Source organism: Pantoea sp. nfd-35, from assembly GCF_056892255.1.
Window position 1 is genome coordinate 1,743,452 of the sequence record NZ_CP122403.1, and the last position, 16,107, is coordinate 1,759,558.

Genomic DNA, 16,107 nt, shown 5'->3' on the forward strand with positions numbered 1-16,107 from the left:
CGGGTACAGAACGTAAACTGCAATAACGGAGAACATCATGGCACAGGCACTGCTTAAAACGGTGGTCGATAACGTCTCGTCATTGACCCAGTCAGGCGGGCAAAAAGTGTTATCTGTTCAGGGACTGAGCAAAGCTTACGGTAACAACAAAGTCCTCGATAATGTCAGTTTCGATTTGCATGCGGGTGAACTGGTGGCGGTAATCGGCCGCTCTGGCGCAGGCAAATCGACGCTGCTGCACATGCTGAATGGCACAATCTCCGCCTCACAGGGCGCCATCGTCAGCCTGCACCACGGCGAAGCCGATCGCGATGTGGTGAATCTCAGCAGCCGCCAGATGCGTGAATGGCGCACCCAGTGCGGCATGATCTTTCAGGATTTCTGCCTGGTGCCTCGCCTTGATGTGCTGACCAACGTGCTGTTGGGGCGTCTCAGCCAGACCTCTACGCTGAAATCGTTTTTCAAAGTGTTCTCTGACACCGATCGCGCCCGCGCCATTCAACTGCTTGAGTGGATGAACATGCTACCGCAGGCGTTACAGCGCGCCGAAAACCTCTCCGGCGGTCAGATGCAGCGCGTGGCGATTTGTCGGGCGCTGATGCAGAACCCCAAAATTCTGTTAGCGGATGAACCCGTTGCCTCGCTCGATCCTAAAAATACCACCCGTATTATGGATGTATTGCGTCAGGTCAGCGATCAGGGCATCAGCGTGATGGTGAATCTGCACTCGATTGAATTAGTAAAAAGTTACTGCACGCGCGTGATAGGTATTCAGCGCGGTGTGGTGCTGTTCGACGGTCATCCTTCCGCACTTACCGACGGCTTGCTGCATCAGCTGTACGGCGACGAATTTAACCAGATCCACTAACTATCACAGCAAGAGAACAAGGCTAATGAAAATGAAAGCTTTCGCGTTATTGACTACAGCATTGCTTACCTTTGGCGTTAACGCAGCGGACGCACCAAAAGAGCTGAATCTGGGTATTTTGGGCGGTCAGAACGCGACTCAGCAGATTGGTGATAACCAGTGTGTGAAAACGTTCTTTGATAAAGAACTGAACGTGGATACCAAAATCCGCAACTCTTCAGACTATTCCGGCGTGATTCAGGGGCTGCTGGGCGGTAAAGTGGATCTGGTATTGAGTATGTCTCCCTCCTCGTATGCGTCCGTGTATATTCAGGATCCCAAGGCCGTCGATTTAGTGGGCATTGTGGTGGATGACAAAGATCAGTCTCGCGGTTATCACTCCGTGGTGATTGTGAAAGCCGACAGCCCTTATAAGAAGCTGGAAGATCTGAAAGGCAAATCTTTTGGTATGGCGGATCCCGATTCCACGTCCGGTTTCCTCGTGCCAAACCAGGCGTTTAAGAAAATGTTTGGCGGCAACATCGACAATAAATACAACAACTTCTTTTCAAGCGTGACCTTTTCAGGTGGTCATGAGCAGGACATCCTGGGCGTGCTGAATAATCAGTTCGACGGCGCGGTGACCTGGACCTCTATGGTCGGTGATTACAACACGGGCTACACCTCGGGTGCCTTTGGCCGCCTGATCCGCATGGACCATCCGGACCTGATGAAACAGATTCGGATTATCTGGCAGTCGCCGTTAATTCCTAACGGTCCTATCCTGGTGAGCAATAAACTGCCAGCGGATTTCAAAGCGAAAGTCATCGCCGCGATCAAAAAACTGGATAAAGACGATCACGCCTGTTTCACCAAAGCCGTAGGGGGCCAGCAGCACATTGGCAAGACCTCGGTAGCGGACTTCCAGAACATCATCGATATGAAACGCGAGCTGATGAAAGGCGCGCGCGGCTAACGGCAGGGCAGTTTGCTTGCAGCCATCGTGCCGCCCTGAATAAGGGGGCGGCACGACCTCACCGGCGGGCTAGTCTGCGCGTCAACCTTGCCTGGATGGCTTTGTAACACATCAATCTGAGACACCTCACGTGACCGACTTCGAACGCTATTATCAACGTATCCGCCGCCAACAGAAGCGTGACTCGCTTATCTGGTCTTTGGTGCTGGTCGTGATTTATCTGGCGGCGGCCAATATGGCAGAGTTCAATCTGGTGACCATCTGGCAGTCGTTGCCGCACTTTTTTGATTATATCCGTGAAATCATGCCCGTTTTGCATCTGCCGCTCCTGTTTGCCGATGGCAAAACGGAAGGGTCGCTGGCCTACTGGGGCTATCGTCTGAATATTCAGCTGCCGCTGATCTGGGAAACCCTGCAGCTGGCGCTGGCCTCCACGCTGGTTGCCGTGGTGATTGCCGGTATCCTGGCGTTTTTTGCGGCCGATAATACGCAAACGCCCGCCAGCCTGCGCATGGGCATTCGCGCCTTTGTCGCATTTTTACGCACCATGCCTGAACTGGCCTGGGCGGTAATGTTTGTGATGGCGTTTGGCATCGGGGCGATTCCCGGCTTTCTGGCGCTGGCCCTGCATACTATCGGTAGCCTGACCAAACTGTTTTATGAAGCCATCGAATCGGCGTCGGATAAGCCGGTACGCGGGCTGGCGGCCTGCGGAGCCAGCAAGCTGCAACGGATGCGTTTTGCGTTCTGGCCCCAGGTCAAACCCACCTTTTTGTCTTACAGCTTTATGCGCCTGGAGGTTAACTTCCGCTCATCGACCATTCTGGGGCTGGTCGGGGCAGGCGGGATCGGCCAGGAGTTAATGACCAACATTAAGCTGGATCGCTTCGATCAGGTCAGCATGACGCTGCTGTTGATTCTGATTGTGGTGTCGTTACTGGATACGGTTTCTGGCCGCCTGCGCCGCCGTGTCGTGGAGGAATAAATATGGTTACTCTCGCGCCGGATATCACGGCGATGAAGCAGCAGCATCATGAACTCTTCGCTGCGCAGCACCGCTATCTGCGCCGTCTGGCCATGCTGGCGCTGGCGCTGGTGCTCTATTACGTCTTTTTCTTTATGGTCTACGGTATCGAGTGGGGCCGCCTGCTGGTTGGCTGCCAGCAGCTGGGACGCTACTTTCTGCGTATGTTTGTCTGGCAAGACTTTGCCAACTGGCCCTTTGGCTACTATTTCTCTCAGGTCGGGATTACGCTGGCGATCGTGTTTGCCGGCACGATAACCGCCACGCTGCTGGCGCTGCCGCTGTCCTTTCTGGCGGCGCGTAATGTGATGCACGATAAAGTTGCCAGACCGATTGCTTTCCTGATGCGCCGCCTGTTCGACATGCTGCGCGGCATTGATATGGCGATCTGGGGCCTGATCTTTGTGCGTGCCGTCGGCATGGGGCCGTTAGCCGGGGTGCTGGCGATTATCCTGCAGGACGTTGGCCTGTTAGGTAAGCTCTATTCGGAAGGACATGAAGCGGTGGAGCGTTCCCCGAGTCGTGGGCTGGGTGCACTGGGGGCGAACAGCCTGCAGAAACACCGTTTCGGCATCTTCACCCAGTCGTTTCCGCAGTTTCTGGCGCTCAGCCTTTACCAAATCGAGTCGAATACTCGCTCAGCAGCGGTGCTCGGCTTTGTTGGCGCAGGCGGTGTCGGCCTGGTTTATGCTGAGAATATGCGTCTGTGGAACTGGGATGTGGTGATGTTCCTGACGTTGATTCTGGTGGTCGTGGTGATGATCATGGATGCCATCTCAAGCCGCCTGCGTAAGCGTTATATCATTGGGAAACCGGTGCCGTTGTGGCAGCCTGGCGGGCACGATTAAGCCTTGCACTCCGCTGCCAGGCGCGCTGCAGCGCCTCCACCAACTGTGCCGCCTGCCAGGGTTTCGCCAGCCGCTCACACAGCGGCAGCGTAACGGGCTGGTGGCGCAGGTCCTGGCCGCTGATCAGCAAGGTTGCCAGCTGTGGCCACTTTTGCTGCGCCTGACGAATGACCTCTGCGCCGTTTATCTCACCGGGCAACATCAAATCGCTGATTAACAGATCGATATCGGGTGTCTGGTGCAACAGCGCCAGCGCCTCTTCGCCGGTCGCGCACTCCAGCGTCAGATAGCCGAGTTGATGCAGGTGCTCGCACAGGGTTTGCCGCACCGCCGGTTCATCATCCAGTACCAGAATCAGACGATCGTCTGCAGCCGCGGGGTGAGACGGGGCATGGACGGGGGGCCGGGCGGCTGCGGCATCGGGCGCGCGCGGCAGCAACAGCCGCACCGTTGTGCCCTGACCGGGGGCCGTTTCCAGCTCCACCTGTCCACCCGACTGGCGGACAAAGCCGTACACCATCGACAGTCCCAGCCCGCTCCCGGTTCCGGTGGTCTTAGTGGTGAAGAAGGGTTCGAACACCTGAGCACGCACCTCGTCGGACATGCCGCAGCCGTGATCGATCACTTCGATGGTCACCCGGTCACGTTTTTCCCCTTGCTCGCTTCGCCGCTGATTCCAGATGCGCAGGCGGATTTCGCCGCTTTGGCCACCCATCGCATCCCTGGCATTGACCACCAGATTCATCACCGCATTCTCCAGCTGGCTGGCATCTATCCAGGCCGGCCAGCCGGGGCGCTGGGCATCGATGATCAGATGCTGACCGGGCAGCAGCGAATGCTGAAGCAGCCCCTGTAGATTCTCGATCAATGTCACCACGGAAACCGCGTGGGGATTCAGGGTTTGTTTGCGTGAAAAGGCCAGCAGCCGTTGGGTCAGAAGTGCCGCTCTGTCCGCCGCCTGGCGGGCTCGTTCAATCCGGCTGGCGACGGGGCCGGGTGCCAGTTGCCCCTCGGTTAACGCCAGGCTGCCGATGATAACGGCCAGCAGGTTATTAAAATCATGGGCGATGCCGCCGGTCAACTGGCCCACCGCTTTCATTTTCTGACTGTGCACCAGCGCCTCTTCCAGCACCTTACGCGAAGTGCGCTCCAGCACCGTATTGACCATTCCGCGCCGTGGTACCGGGCTGAAACGCAGTTCCAGCGTGCGGCCGTCTGCCAGCCTCACTTCCTGGGGTTCCGCTAAATCGTGCAACTGCACATTAAGCGGCTCCAGCAAGTGCTGATAGTGCAAACCGCGATGCAGATCGCGGGGAGCGATGCCCAGCAGTGCCGGATACTGCGCATTCCATACCACGAGTTCTCCGCTGTTATCAAACAGGGCAAAACCGTCACGCATGGCCAGGAAGGTTGACTCCAGTTGGGTGCTTTTTTCTTTTAGCAGGCGAGAAGTCTGGGCCAAAGAGGCGGTATTTCGCGCAAAAACGTTAAACGCGCGCGCCAGTTCACCCAGTTCGTCCCGACGCTGTAATCCCGGCACGCTGACGTTCTGCTCTCCCTGTGCCAGCCGGGTCATCGCACCGGCAATGGCGGTAAGACTGGAGCCCAGATTGCGGTAAATGTAGTACCCGGTATAGAGGGTGATGGCCAGCGCCAGCAGGGCAGACAGCATGATAAAGCCGCTAACCGAGTCGAGTTGATGATGGGTGGTGATGTTACGCCTTTCCGTTTGCTGCGCGACCTGCTGGACGTAAGCGGTAATGTCATCATTCAGCGCCGCCACCAGCGCCTTGATACGGTAAGTCGCATAGGCAATCGCCAGGTCACTCTCCTCCAGCTCTGCGGCCAACGGGACCAGGCCGCGCTGTGTTTCCAGCAACTGCTGTACATTGTCGCCCAGTGCACCTGGCGCGACCACGCTGCGCCATTGCATCATCACCTGTTGCAGGTGCTCGATGACCGCCGTCGATGACGGCGTGCGAATCGCGATATCCAGTAGTCTGCCGGTTTGCTGGCGCAGCGTTAAATCGGGTGCGTTGATGCCGTCGCGCTGTGTCAGATCATTAATGCGTTCAAGCAGCAGTTGTGACTGCCACAAGCCGCTTAGCACCCTGTTGCGCTGTAAATGGCGTTCATGGCCTTGACGCAACAGCATACTCACCGACTGCTCAAGCATCAGGCTACGCGCACGCAGGCGCGCCACGCGCTCAGGCTCACGCGCGGCAAGTGGCGTGCTCGCCAGTAAAGAGAGTGAGTGCTGTAGGGCCTGTTGGTTCTGCTGTAAACGTCGTGATTCGCTCTGATACTCAAGCGCACCGACCACCTGGGACAACCGCACTGCCGTGATGGCCACATTGGAGGTATCGCGCGCCAGGGCAAGGCTGCCGTTCATATCAGCCAGCGTTTGCGCCTGGGCCTGGGCCTGAATGGTGCCCGCATGGCGAAAACTGGTCACCGCCACCACGCTCACCATTAAGGTGACGCACACCACCAATAAATGAGACAGCAACAGGCGACCGCGCGCCCCGACCTGCCACGGTGAACTGCGTTGCATAAAGACTCTCCGCTCGTGCGACGATGAGCCGAGTATAGGAGTGAGGACGAGGCGAAATATGACAAATATGAATGGCCTCTGACATTTTCCATTTATCTGACACTGCTTAACTCGCTGCTATCCATAACCAGCAGGAGCGGGTAGATGACAGCAAAGCCGATACTTGAAATGCGCGAGATCACCCGACGCTTTGGTAATTTTTACGCCTTGAAAGGGGTGGATCTCACGGTGTATCCCGGTGAGGTCCATGCCCTGATGGGCGAAAATGGCGCGGGTAAAAGCACCCTGATGAAGATCCTGGCGGGGGCCTATGCGGCCAGCAGCGGCGAGGTGCTAATTGATGGCAAACCCTGGCAGCTGAAAGGCCCTAAAGAGGCGTTAGCCGCCGGAATCACGCTGATCTATCAGGAAATCAATCTGGCGCCCAATCTTACCGTGGCGGAAAACATCTTTCTGGGCAGTGAAATTACCCGTGCAGGCATGGTGAAACGTCATCAGATGGCGGATGAGGCGCAGCAGGTGATCAACCGGTTGGGCGCGCAGTTTAGCGCCACCGACAAAGTCAGCAGGCTGAGTATTGCTGAGCAGCAGCAGGTGGAAATTGCGCGCGCTTTACACCGTAACAGCCGGATTCTGGTGATGGATGAGCCGACTGCCGCACTCTCGAACCGTGAAACCGAACAACTGTTTGCCCTGATCAAGCGCCTGCGTAGCGAAGGCATGGCCATTATTTACATCAGTCATCGTATGGCGGAAGTGTATGAGCTGTCAGATCGCGTCAGCGTGCTGCGTGACGGGCAGTATGTCGGCAGCCTGACGCGCGACAATCTGAATGCCAGCGAGCTGGTGCGCATGATGGTGGGGCGGCCGCTCAGCGACTTGTTCAATAAAGATCGCACGATAGCGCGCGGGGCCGTCCGGCTGGCTGTCAATCATCTGTCCGACGGCGACAAAGTGCATCCCAGCAGCCTTGAGGTTCGGGCGGGCGAAATCGTCGGCCTGGCCGGCCTGGTGGGCGCGGGACGGAGCGAGCTGGCGCAGCTGATCTTTGGCGTGCACCGGCTTAAACAGGGCGACGTCTGGATCGATGGTCAGAAGGTGGATATTCACTCGCCACGTGAGGCGATTGCGCACGGCATTGGTTTTCTTACCGAGAACCGTAAAGAGCAGGGGCTGTTTCTGGAGATGGCCGCGCAGGAAAACATCGTCATGGCCACGCTGGAGCGTGATGCCCGCTACGGCATGCTTAACCGCGGTAAATCGCGGAAAATTGCCAGCGAAGCGATCTCCTCGCTCAATATTCGCGTGCCCCACGCGCTGGTGCGTGCGGGGGGCCTGTCGGGCGGCAACCAGCAAAAGCTGCTGATTTCCCGCTGGATCGCCATCGGTCCCCGTATTTTGATTCTGGATGAGCCAACGCGCGGCGTTGACGTCGGCGCGAAAAGCGAAATTTATCGCATGATGCAGGAAATGGCGCGTCAGGGCGTAGCCATTCTCATGATCTCCAGCGAATTACCGGAGGTTGTTGGCATGAGCGATCGGGTTTATGTGATGCATGAGGGTGCCATCGCCGGTGAGCTGGCGGGCGATACGATCACTCAGGAAAACATCATGACGCTGGCAACCGGTGCGCACAGCGCATCACCGCTTGAAGTATGAGGATAAAACAATGACACAAACGGCACGTGTTAATCCACCGACGGTCAAACGCGCTCTGATGGGCGACATTATGCAGACCGTGGGCATTTTACCGATTTTGATTTTAATCGTGGCGGTCTTTGGTTTTGTCACGCCTAACTTCTTTACCGAAGCCAATTTGCTCAACATTACGCGTCAGGCCTCCATCAATATCGTGCTGGCCGCAGGCATGACCTTTGTCATCCTGACGGGCGGTATCGATTTGTCCGTGGGCTCGATGCTGGGCACCACGGCGGTGGTGGCGCTGCTGACGTCGCTGGACCCGATGCTGGCGTCGCTTACTATTCCGATGGCGCTGGGCGCCGGGCTGGTGATGGGATTGTTTAACGGCATTCTCGTGGCCTGGGCCGGACTGCCTCCGTTTATCGTCACGCTCGGCACCTATACTGCACTGCGCGGGGCGGCCTATCTGCTGGCCAACGGCACCACGGTGATCAATTCCGATATTAACTTTGAGTGGATAGGCAATGGCTACCTGGGGCCGGTGCCCTGGCTGATCGTCATCGCGTTCGCCGTTATCGCGATTTGCTGGTTCATTCTGCGTCGCACCACGCTGGGCGTTCATATTTATGCGGTGGGCGGCAATATTCAGGCCGCGCGACTGACCGGCATCAAAGTGGGCCTGGTGCTGATATTTGTGTACGGCATGAGCGGATTGCTGTCGGGGTTGGGCGGCCTGATGAGTGCTTCGCGCCTCTACAGCGCCAACGGCAATCTGGGCGTGGGTTATGAGCTGGATGCCATTGCCGCGGTGATTCTGGGCGGCACCAGTTTCGTCGGCGGCATCGGCACCATCACCGGCACGCTGATTGGGGCGTTGATTATCGCCACGCTGAATAACGGCATGACATTAATGGGCGTCTCCTACTTCTGGCAGTTGGTTATTAAAGGTGCGGTCATCATCATCGCCGTCCTGATCGATAAATATCGTACTCGTCATCATGTGGGCTGACAGCCCCCATGCGCAGAGCAAACAAAGCGCCATTCAGCAGTTGGCAGATAAATCACAGCAGGAGAAGATCTATGCGTTTTAATCCGATTGTAACCGGGCTGCTGGCGGCAACGCTGCTCAGTGCCGGTGTGGCTCAGGCAAAAGAACTGAAATCGATTGGCGTAACGGTAGGCGACCTCGCTAACCCATTCTTTGTGCAGATCACCAAAGGTGCAGAGATGAAGGCGCGTCAGCTGGCCGGGGATAACGTAAAAGTCACGCTGGTGTCGAGTGGCTACGATCTCGGGCAGCAGGTGGGACAGATTGATAACTTCATTGCGGCAAAAGTGGACATGATTATCCTGAATGCCGCCGACTCAAAAGGGATTGCCCCTGCGGTCAAGCGCGCGCGTGATGCGGGTATCGTTGTGGTTGCGGTCGACGTCGCCGCAGATGGCGCTAACGCCACCATCACCTCTGATAACACCCAGGCGGGTGAAATGGCCTGTAAATACATCGCCGATCGCCTGAAAGACAAAGGCAATGTGGTGATTATTAACGGCCCGCCGGTCTCTGCCGTACAAAACCGCGTGGAAGGCTGCATGACCGAACTGAAACGCCATCCGGATATTAAGCTGCTTTCCTCTAATCAGAACGCCAAAGGCAGCCGTGAAGGCGGGCTGGAAGTGATGACCGGCCTGCTGTCAGCCAATCCAAAAATCGACGCGGTTTTTGCGATTAACGATCCGACCGCGATCGGTGCCGATTTGGCGGCAAAACAGGCCCAGCGTAACGAGTTCTTTATCGTCGGCGTGGATGGTTCGCCGGATGGTGAGGAAGCGCTGAAACGTAAGAACTCGCTGTTCGCCGCTACGCCAGCCCAGGATCCGCAGGTGATGGCAGCTAAAGCCGTCGAGATCGGTTACGACATCCTTCAGGGCAAACCGGCACCGGATAAACCCGTGCTGATCCCGGTTAAATTAATCGATCGCAATAACGTCAGCAGCTACAAGGGCTGGACAGTGAAATAAAACCGGCGCGCGGCATCGTCGGGTGCCGCTTTAACGGGAGAGCTGACGATGCAACGCTCCGAAGTGAATGTGTTTTTGCAAAACACGCGGGACTTTTTTACACGCCAGGATATCAATCTGCCGCCCTGGGCTGATTACGACCTCAGTCAGTGGCGTCAGCAGCAGGGCGACATTGAGGAAATTATCGCGTTACGGCTGGGCTGGGACCTCACCAGCTTTGGCGCCGATGATTTTCTGCAAACCGGCCTGACGCTCTTTACGCTGCGCAACGGCTCGCCGGGCGGCAAGCCCTGGCACAAACCTTATGCTGAAAAAGTCATGCACGTGCGTGAAGGGCAGGTCACGCCGATGCATTATCATCCCCGCAAAATGGAAGACATCATCAACCGCGGGGGCGGCAATCTGATCGTCGAACTGTATAACCGTGAAGGCAATGAGAAGGCGAACTCGCCGGTGACGGTATCGCTGGATGGCATCACACAAACCCATGCGGCCGGTTCGCAACTCAGGCTGTCTCCGGGCGAAAGCGTGACGTTAATCGCCGGCGTCTGGCACAGCTTCTGGGGCGAAAACGGCTTTGGCGATGTGCTGGTTGGCGAAGTCTCGATGCCTAACGATGATGACAACGATAACGTATTTTTGACGCCGCTGGCGCGCTTTAACGCCCTTGATGAGGATCAGGAACCGCACCGGCTGCTCTGTAACGACTATTCCCACTGGCTCAATCTGAGGAGTGAATAATGGCTTTGATCTCTCTGGCACAGGGGCTGGCCCATGCGCAGAAGCAGGGGTACGCGCTGGGCGCCTTTAACGTTCTGGACACGCATTTTCTGCGCGCGCTGTTTGCGGCCGCAGAGCAGCAACGCTCGCCTTTTATCATCAATATTGCGGAAGTGCATTTTAAATACGTCACGCTCGACCAGCTGGTTGAGGCGATAAAGTTTGAAGCGGCGAAGCACGCGATTCCGGTGGTGCTCAACCTGGATCACGGTTTGCACTTTGAGGCGGTGATGCAGGCGATTCGTCTGGGATTCACCTCGGTAATGTTCGATGGCTCAACGCTGAGTTATGAAGAGAATATTCGCCAGACGCGTGAAGTGGTCAAAGCGGCACATGCCGTCGGCGTGTCGGTTGAGGCAGAACTGGGTGCGGTGGGCGGAGACGAAGGGGGCGCGTTATTTGGCGAAGCCGACAGCGAAAAATTTACCGATCCACGGCTGGCTGCTGAGTTTGTGCGTGAAACCGGCATTGATACGCTGGCGGTGGCTATCGGTAACGCCCACGGGAAATACAAAGGGGAGCCTAAACTCGATTTTGACCGGCTGGCGGTTATCCGCGAGCAAACCGGCGTACCGCTGGTGCTGCACGGTGGCTCAGGCATCAGCGACGCGGATTTCCGGCGGGCGATCTCACTCGGCATCCATAAAATCAACTTCTATACCGGCATGTCGCAGGCGGCACTCGACGCGGTGGAACGCAGTCTGGCCTCACGCAACACCCGCTATGACGAGTTTGCCGAACTGCTGATGGCGGTGGAGAACGCAATTTGTGAAACCGTGATGCAGCAGATGAAGATTTTCGGCAGCGTAGGGCAGGCGTAAATGGAGGCGCGGCGCGGCATTCTGGCCGCTGGCGTGATGCTGGTGGATTACGTTCATCGTATTAGCCACTGGCCGGAACAGGGCTGGCTGGCTGAGGTACAGCATAGCGAAAAGGCGGCAGGCGGCGCACCGCTGAATGTTTTACTTACCCTTTCGCGCATGCAGTGTCAGCTTCCGCTGGTGGCGATTGGCCTGCTAGGCAATGACGCCGACGGTGATTACCTGCTGGCTATCATGCAGGCGTCGCAGATCGATCATCGGTGGGTTCAACGTACCAGCGATAAACCCACCGCGATGACGCAGGTGATGACCGCACCGGACGGGCAACGAACGTTTTTCTTTTCCCCTGGCGCAAATGCCCTGCTGGACAGAACGCATTTCGCCGCTGTAGACGATGCGCAGCGCATCTTTCATCTGGGCTATTTACTGTTGCTTGAAACGCTGGACGGCGCGGACAGCGAATTCGGCACGCGCAGCGCCCGTTTGCTGGCCCAGATGCAGCAGCGTGGCTATTTTACCTCGCTCGACCTGGCGTCCCGTGCCGGGGATTACCGACCACAGGTATTGCCTGCGTTGCGCTGGTTAGATTACCTGGTTATTAACGAACTGGAAGCCCAGGCGTTGTCTGGCGTCGTTTTGCGGGATGATAACGGTATTCAACCACCCGCAGCCTTTTCCCTGGCTGCACAGTGGCTGGCCGGGCAGGGGGTGCGTCAGCGCGTGGTGATACACGCGCCCGAAGGCGCATGGGGGCAGGAAGTCGGCGGCGAGGGCATCTGGCAGCCTGCGTGGCAGCTGGCACCCAACGAGATTGTGGGCAGCGTTGGCGCAGGTGATGCATTTTGTGCGGGTGTACTGTATGCCAGCCATGAAGGGGATGACATGCTGTCAACGCTGCAACTTGCGCACACCTGCGCCCGGTTTAATTTGCGCGCGGCCAATGCAATCGACGGTATTCGTCCACTGACCGACATGCAGCAGTGGATGGCTCAGGCCGTTTGCGTGGAGAGCCGCAAACCTTCAGGTTTGACCACGTCCGCCGAGAAAACATAACCCAGCCCACGAATCGTGCGGATCAGGCCGGGCTGATGGGGATTTGCTTCGATTTTCCGCCGCAACCGCATAATCAGCACATCGATGGTGCGGTCAAACACGTCCATCGTTTCGCTGTGGGTGAGTTCCAGCAACTGGTCGCGCGTCAGGACCTTACGCGCGTGCCGCACCATCGCGCGCAGCAAGGTATATTCACCCTGCGTTAACGGCACGGTTTCTCGCTGTGGATTAAGCAACTGGCAGCGCGTTTCATCGAGCAGCCAGCCATTAAAGCGCCATCCCTCATGGTCAGTTTCCGGCAACACCACGCGCCCGCTGCGCCGGAGAGCCGCCCGCGCCCGCGCAACCACAACGCGTGGATTAAAGGGCTTGGCAATATAATCATCCGCCCCCATCTCCAGGCCTACCACCATTTCCGCTTCCGAACCCATACCCGTCAACATAATCACGAGAATATCAGGCCGCAGTCGCTGCAGCTGCTGCAAAACCAGTAAACCGTTGGTGTCGGGCAACATCATATCAAGCATAACCAGGGAAATATCCGGATGTTCGCGCACCCTCGTCAGGGCATCTTTCCCCTGATGGCAGCGATAAACCAACAACGCATGTTCACTGAGTGCGTCCTGCAACAAATCGCAGACGGCATGATCGTCATCCACCACCAAAATTGCTGGCTTCATCTTGTGACCTCAATGTTACTGAAGGGTTAAATGCGAGTTTACACATTCCAGCATGGCCTGCTGATTGATGCAGCTGAAACGTGACCAGCGTCGCCTGACAAAATGCTGAAGCGTGCGGAAACGCATAATTTTGCCGGGCAGGGGGGAAGGAAAACGATTGCGCGTTCAGGGGGCAATGCACCATAATCGCGCCCTGATCTGGTTCAGAATTATCTTAAGGCTCGCTGACGTGTATCCAGGTAATCGATTGCGTATCAGGCTGGCACAGCGATTGCTTTAGCCTTTGCAATTGCTCATGTGACAAAGGAAAGCGAAAACCGTATTTCGGGTGGTCGGGCTGGCATGCGACAGCACTGGCGGCCCCTCAGTATCACAACAAACAGCATGACCATAACCTTGGCAAGAGAACGCGCACCTGAGTGACGTCTCTATCATCGAGAGATAATGATGTTAGAAAAACTATTTAAATTAAAAGCGCACAACACAACTGTACGCACTGAAGTCATCGCCGGTATCACCACCTTCCTGGCGATGGCCTACATTCTGTTTGTTAACCCCAGTATTTTGGGTGCAACCGGCATGGATAAAGGGGCTGTTTTTGTCGCGACCTGTCTGGCAGCCGCAATTGGTTCGGTGTTAATGGGACTGATTGCCAACTACCCGATTGCGCTGGCACCGGGCATGGGGCTGAATGCTTTTTTCACCTATACAGTTGTCTTGCACATGGGCTACAGCTGGCAGATTGCGCTGGGCGCGGTATTCCTGTCCGCAGTGATTTTTTTCGCCTTATCGATATTTAAGATTCGCGAGTGGATTATCAAGAGCATTCCGCTGCCGCTGCGCGCCGGTATTGCCGCAGGGATCGGTCTCTTCCTGGCGATTATCGCGTTGGAAGGCGCGGGTATCGTTGTGGATAATCCGGCTACCCTGGTGGGGATTGGCGATCTGACGAAGCCGGGCCCCTTACTGGCGATGTTAGGGTTTATCATCATCGTGGTACTGGAAGCGCGTCGCGTCACGGGCGCGGTCTTAATAGGCATTCTGATCATCACCTTTATCTCGATGGGCATTGGTCTGACGAAATTTGGCGGTGTATTTTCTGCACCGCCTTCAATCGCACCAACGTTCATGCAGTTGGATATTGCGGGTGCATTTAACGTTGGCTTAATTAGCGTGATTTTCGCGTTCTTGTTCGTGGATGTGTTTGATAACACCGGCACGCTATTGGGTGTAACCAAACGCGCCGGGCTGGCTGACGAGCAGGGCAATGTGCCCAAAATGGGACGCGCGCTGGTTGCGGACAGTGCGGCTGCGCTGTTTGGTTCGCTGCTGGGCACCTCTACGACCACCAGTTATGTCGAGTCTGCCGCCGGAGTGAGCGCAGGCGGTCGTACCGGCCTGACGGCGATTGTGGTTGCGGTGCTTTTCCTGCTTGCGCTGTTCTTTTCTCCTCTGGCGTCAAGCGTGCCGGTTTATGCCACCGCGCCAGCATTGCTGTTTGTTGCGGTTTTGATGACGTCCGGGCTGGCCGAAATTGACTGGAAAGACATCACCACTGCTGCCCCGGTAACCGTGACCGCGCTGACGATGCCGCTGACCTACTCCATTGCTAACGGTATTGCCTTTGGCTTTATTACCTGGACCGTGGTGAAGTTGCTCAGCGGACGCACCAAAGAGATTAATGCGGCACTGATTGTTCTGTCTGTATTATTTGTGATTAAGCTCGGCTGGCTGAGCGCCTGATTAATCCAACCGTTACAGCATATTGAATATGCTGTAACGGTTTTAACATTAGAACTTAAAAAGCGTTTGCGGTTGTTTTCTCTGTTATTTTCCATCATTGTGCGCACCCTTCCAGAATATCGATCTACGCCCTTTTCTTCGCGCGGCCGTGCTTTTATTCTTTGACTCAACATTGTGAATAAAGGAAAAGAACAATTCCCATTTTATTTTTCCTTTTTATTCAATCAGGTAATGTTTATTGCGCAAGACTTTGCTTCAATAATGCTGAAGCAGGTTGCGACTTACGTTAATGGATTAAGTTAATCCGCCTGTCAGGAAAAGCTCATGGGCAATCTGTATGGAAAACGGAATCGCGGTAATCCGCATTTGACCCTCAGTCATCGCTGGACAGGAGGCAAAAAAATGGAAAATTTTGAGACGCGCTTTGAGCGGCTTGAAGAAGACAACCATCAAATAAAAATCGACCTGGCGCTTTTTAGCGGGCAGGCTATGGCGTTTGCGACCAAAGCCGATCTTGAGCTTCTGCGTGCGGAACAGGCGGTGTTTCATGTTGAAAGGGTTCAGCGATTTACGCTGCTGGAAGAGAAAGTCCAACAGTTTAGCATCCGTTTTGACGATGTTGATGGCAGGCTGGTCAGCATCGAAGGCAAACTTTCAGCAATCGATGGCATCTTATTCAATTTTGCTAATAAATTTAATGCTATCGAGGTAAGTTTTAACATTATCAATGCCAAGTTTGATGATGTTTACAAAGAATTCGCTGCTAATGAGGTGAGATTTAACGGCATTGACGCTCGGCTCGACGCAATGGATATACGGTTTGATGGCATCGACAAGAGACTGGACGGCATTGATATGAGACTGAATGGTATTGATCTCAGGCTTGATGGTATCGATCGGCGACTGGATGCGATGGACCGGAGAATGGATGCCATGGACCAGCGATTCGACAGGATTGATGAACGATTCGATAAACTGGATTTACGCTTTGAAAGCCTTAATAACCGCCTTATCTGGACGCTCATGGTACCGGCTATTCTTGCGGTGTTTGCCTGGTTCATCAATACCGCCGTTCTGAACGCGGCCTGATTCGTAATATCGTCTTAATTAACGAGACGGTA

General features: G+C 55.8%; 14 protein-coding genes. 12 read left to right on the forward strand and 2 right to left on the reverse strand.

Annotated features, from left to right (window positions below):
- Nucleotides 1-37 precede the first annotated feature (37 nt).
- From phnC to phnE (P9J57_RS08145), 4 genes are all read left to right on the forward strand, one after another.
- The gene (phnC, locus tag P9J57_RS08130; RefSeq protein WP_013026268.1) at nucleotides 38-868 is read left to right on the forward strand and encodes a phosphonate ABC transporter ATP-binding protein; all 831 of its coding nucleotides are present in this window, start codon (nucleotides 38-40) and stop codon (nucleotides 866-868) included.
- A 25-nt stretch (nucleotides 869-893) separates the two neighbouring features.
- A complete protein-coding gene (phnD, locus tag P9J57_RS08135) occupies nucleotides 894-1,823 on the forward strand; it encodes a phosphonate ABC transporter substrate-binding protein (RefSeq protein ID WP_013026267.1) in 930 nt (309 codons plus the stop codon).
- 130 nt (nucleotides 1,824-1,953) lie between these two features.
- Nucleotides 1,954-2,808, forward strand: coding sequence for a phosphonate ABC transporter, permease protein PhnE (gene phnE / locus P9J57_RS08140; RefSeq protein ID WP_013026266.1), 855 nt, complete (start codon nucleotides 1,954-1,956; stop codon nucleotides 2,806-2,808).
- A gap of 2 nt (nucleotides 2,809-2,810) precedes the next feature.
- On the forward strand, nucleotides 2,811-3,695 hold the full coding sequence (gene phnE, locus P9J57_RS08145; protein WP_013026265.1) for a phosphonate ABC transporter, permease protein PhnE: 885 nt from the start codon (nucleotides 2,811-2,813) through the stop codon (nucleotides 3,693-3,695).
- On the opposite strand, the gene P9J57_RS08150 is transcribed toward phnE (P9J57_RS08145), so the two are convergent.
- Entirely contained in the window at nucleotides 3,649-6,249 is a 2,601-nt protein-coding gene (locus P9J57_RS08150; protein ID WP_370606623.1) for an ATP-binding protein, read from the reverse strand. The two genes, phnE (P9J57_RS08145) and P9J57_RS08150, sit on opposite strands and share 47 nt — an antisense overlap.
- A gap of 144 nt (nucleotides 6,250-6,393) precedes the next feature.
- On the opposite strand from P9J57_RS08150, the gene P9J57_RS08155 reads away from it, so the two are divergent.
- The 6 genes from P9J57_RS08155 (at nucleotide 6,394) to P9J57_RS08180 (ending at nucleotide 12,563) form a co-directional block, all read left to right on the forward strand.
- Nucleotides 6,394-7,908 carry a sugar ABC transporter ATP-binding protein gene (locus P9J57_RS08155; protein ID WP_014605513.1) on the forward strand — a complete coding sequence of 505 codons (1,515 nt, stop codon included), beginning with the start codon at nucleotides 6,394-6,396 and terminating at the stop codon, nucleotides 7,906-7,908.
- A 10-nt stretch (nucleotides 7,909-7,918) separates the two neighbouring features.
- Nucleotides 7,919-8,899 carry an ABC transporter permease subunit gene (locus tag P9J57_RS08160; protein WP_014593999.1) on the forward strand — a complete coding sequence of 327 codons (981 nt, stop codon included), beginning with the start codon at nucleotides 7,919-7,921 and terminating at the stop codon, nucleotides 8,897-8,899.
- A 71-nt stretch (nucleotides 8,900-8,970) separates the two neighbouring features.
- Nucleotides 8,971-9,909, forward strand: a complete 939-nt coding sequence (locus tag P9J57_RS08165; RefSeq protein ID WP_013026261.1) for an ABC transporter substrate-binding protein — start codon at nucleotides 8,971-8,973, stop codon at nucleotides 9,907-9,909.
- A gap of 48 nt (nucleotides 9,910-9,957) precedes the next feature.
- Nucleotides 9,958-10,650, forward strand: coding sequence for a D-lyxose/D-mannose isomerase (locus P9J57_RS08170; RefSeq protein ID WP_013026260.1), 693 nt, complete (start codon nucleotides 9,958-9,960; stop codon nucleotides 10,648-10,650).
- Nucleotides 10,650-11,510, forward strand: a complete 861-nt coding sequence (locus tag P9J57_RS08175; protein WP_015700010.1) for a ketose 1,6-bisphosphate aldolase — start codon at nucleotides 10,650-10,652, stop codon at nucleotides 11,508-11,510. Before P9J57_RS08170 ends, P9J57_RS08175 begins: the two co-directional genes overlap by 1 nt.
- The gene (locus P9J57_RS08180) at nucleotides 11,511-12,563 is read left to right on the forward strand and encodes a carbohydrate kinase family protein (protein ID WP_105088262.1); all 1,053 of its coding nucleotides are present in this window, start codon (nucleotides 11,511-11,513) and stop codon (nucleotides 12,561-12,563) included.
- Here the strand turns inward: P9J57_RS08180 and P9J57_RS08185 are convergent.
- The gene (locus P9J57_RS08185) at nucleotides 12,500-13,243 is read right to left on the reverse strand and encodes a response regulator (RefSeq protein WP_042676783.1); all 744 of its coding nucleotides are present in this window, start codon (nucleotides 13,241-13,243) and stop codon (nucleotides 12,500-12,502) included. The two genes, P9J57_RS08180 and P9J57_RS08185, sit on opposite strands and share 64 nt — an antisense overlap.
- 444 nt (nucleotides 13,244-13,687) lie before the next feature.
- Here P9J57_RS08185 and P9J57_RS08190 point away from each other — a divergent pair, with 444 nt between their 5' ends.
- Together P9J57_RS08190 and P9J57_RS08195 are read left to right on the forward strand one after the other, a co-directional pair.
- Nucleotides 13,688-14,986, forward strand: a complete 1,299-nt coding sequence (locus P9J57_RS08190; RefSeq protein WP_014593993.1) for an NCS2 family permease — start codon at nucleotides 13,688-13,690, stop codon at nucleotides 14,984-14,986.
- Nucleotides 14,987-15,310: 324 nt separating this feature from the next.
- Nucleotides 15,311-16,075, forward strand: coding sequence for a hypothetical protein (locus P9J57_RS08195; RefSeq protein ID WP_105088260.1), 765 nt, complete (start codon nucleotides 15,311-15,313; stop codon nucleotides 16,073-16,075).
- Nucleotides 16,076-16,107 lie beyond the last annotated feature (32 nt).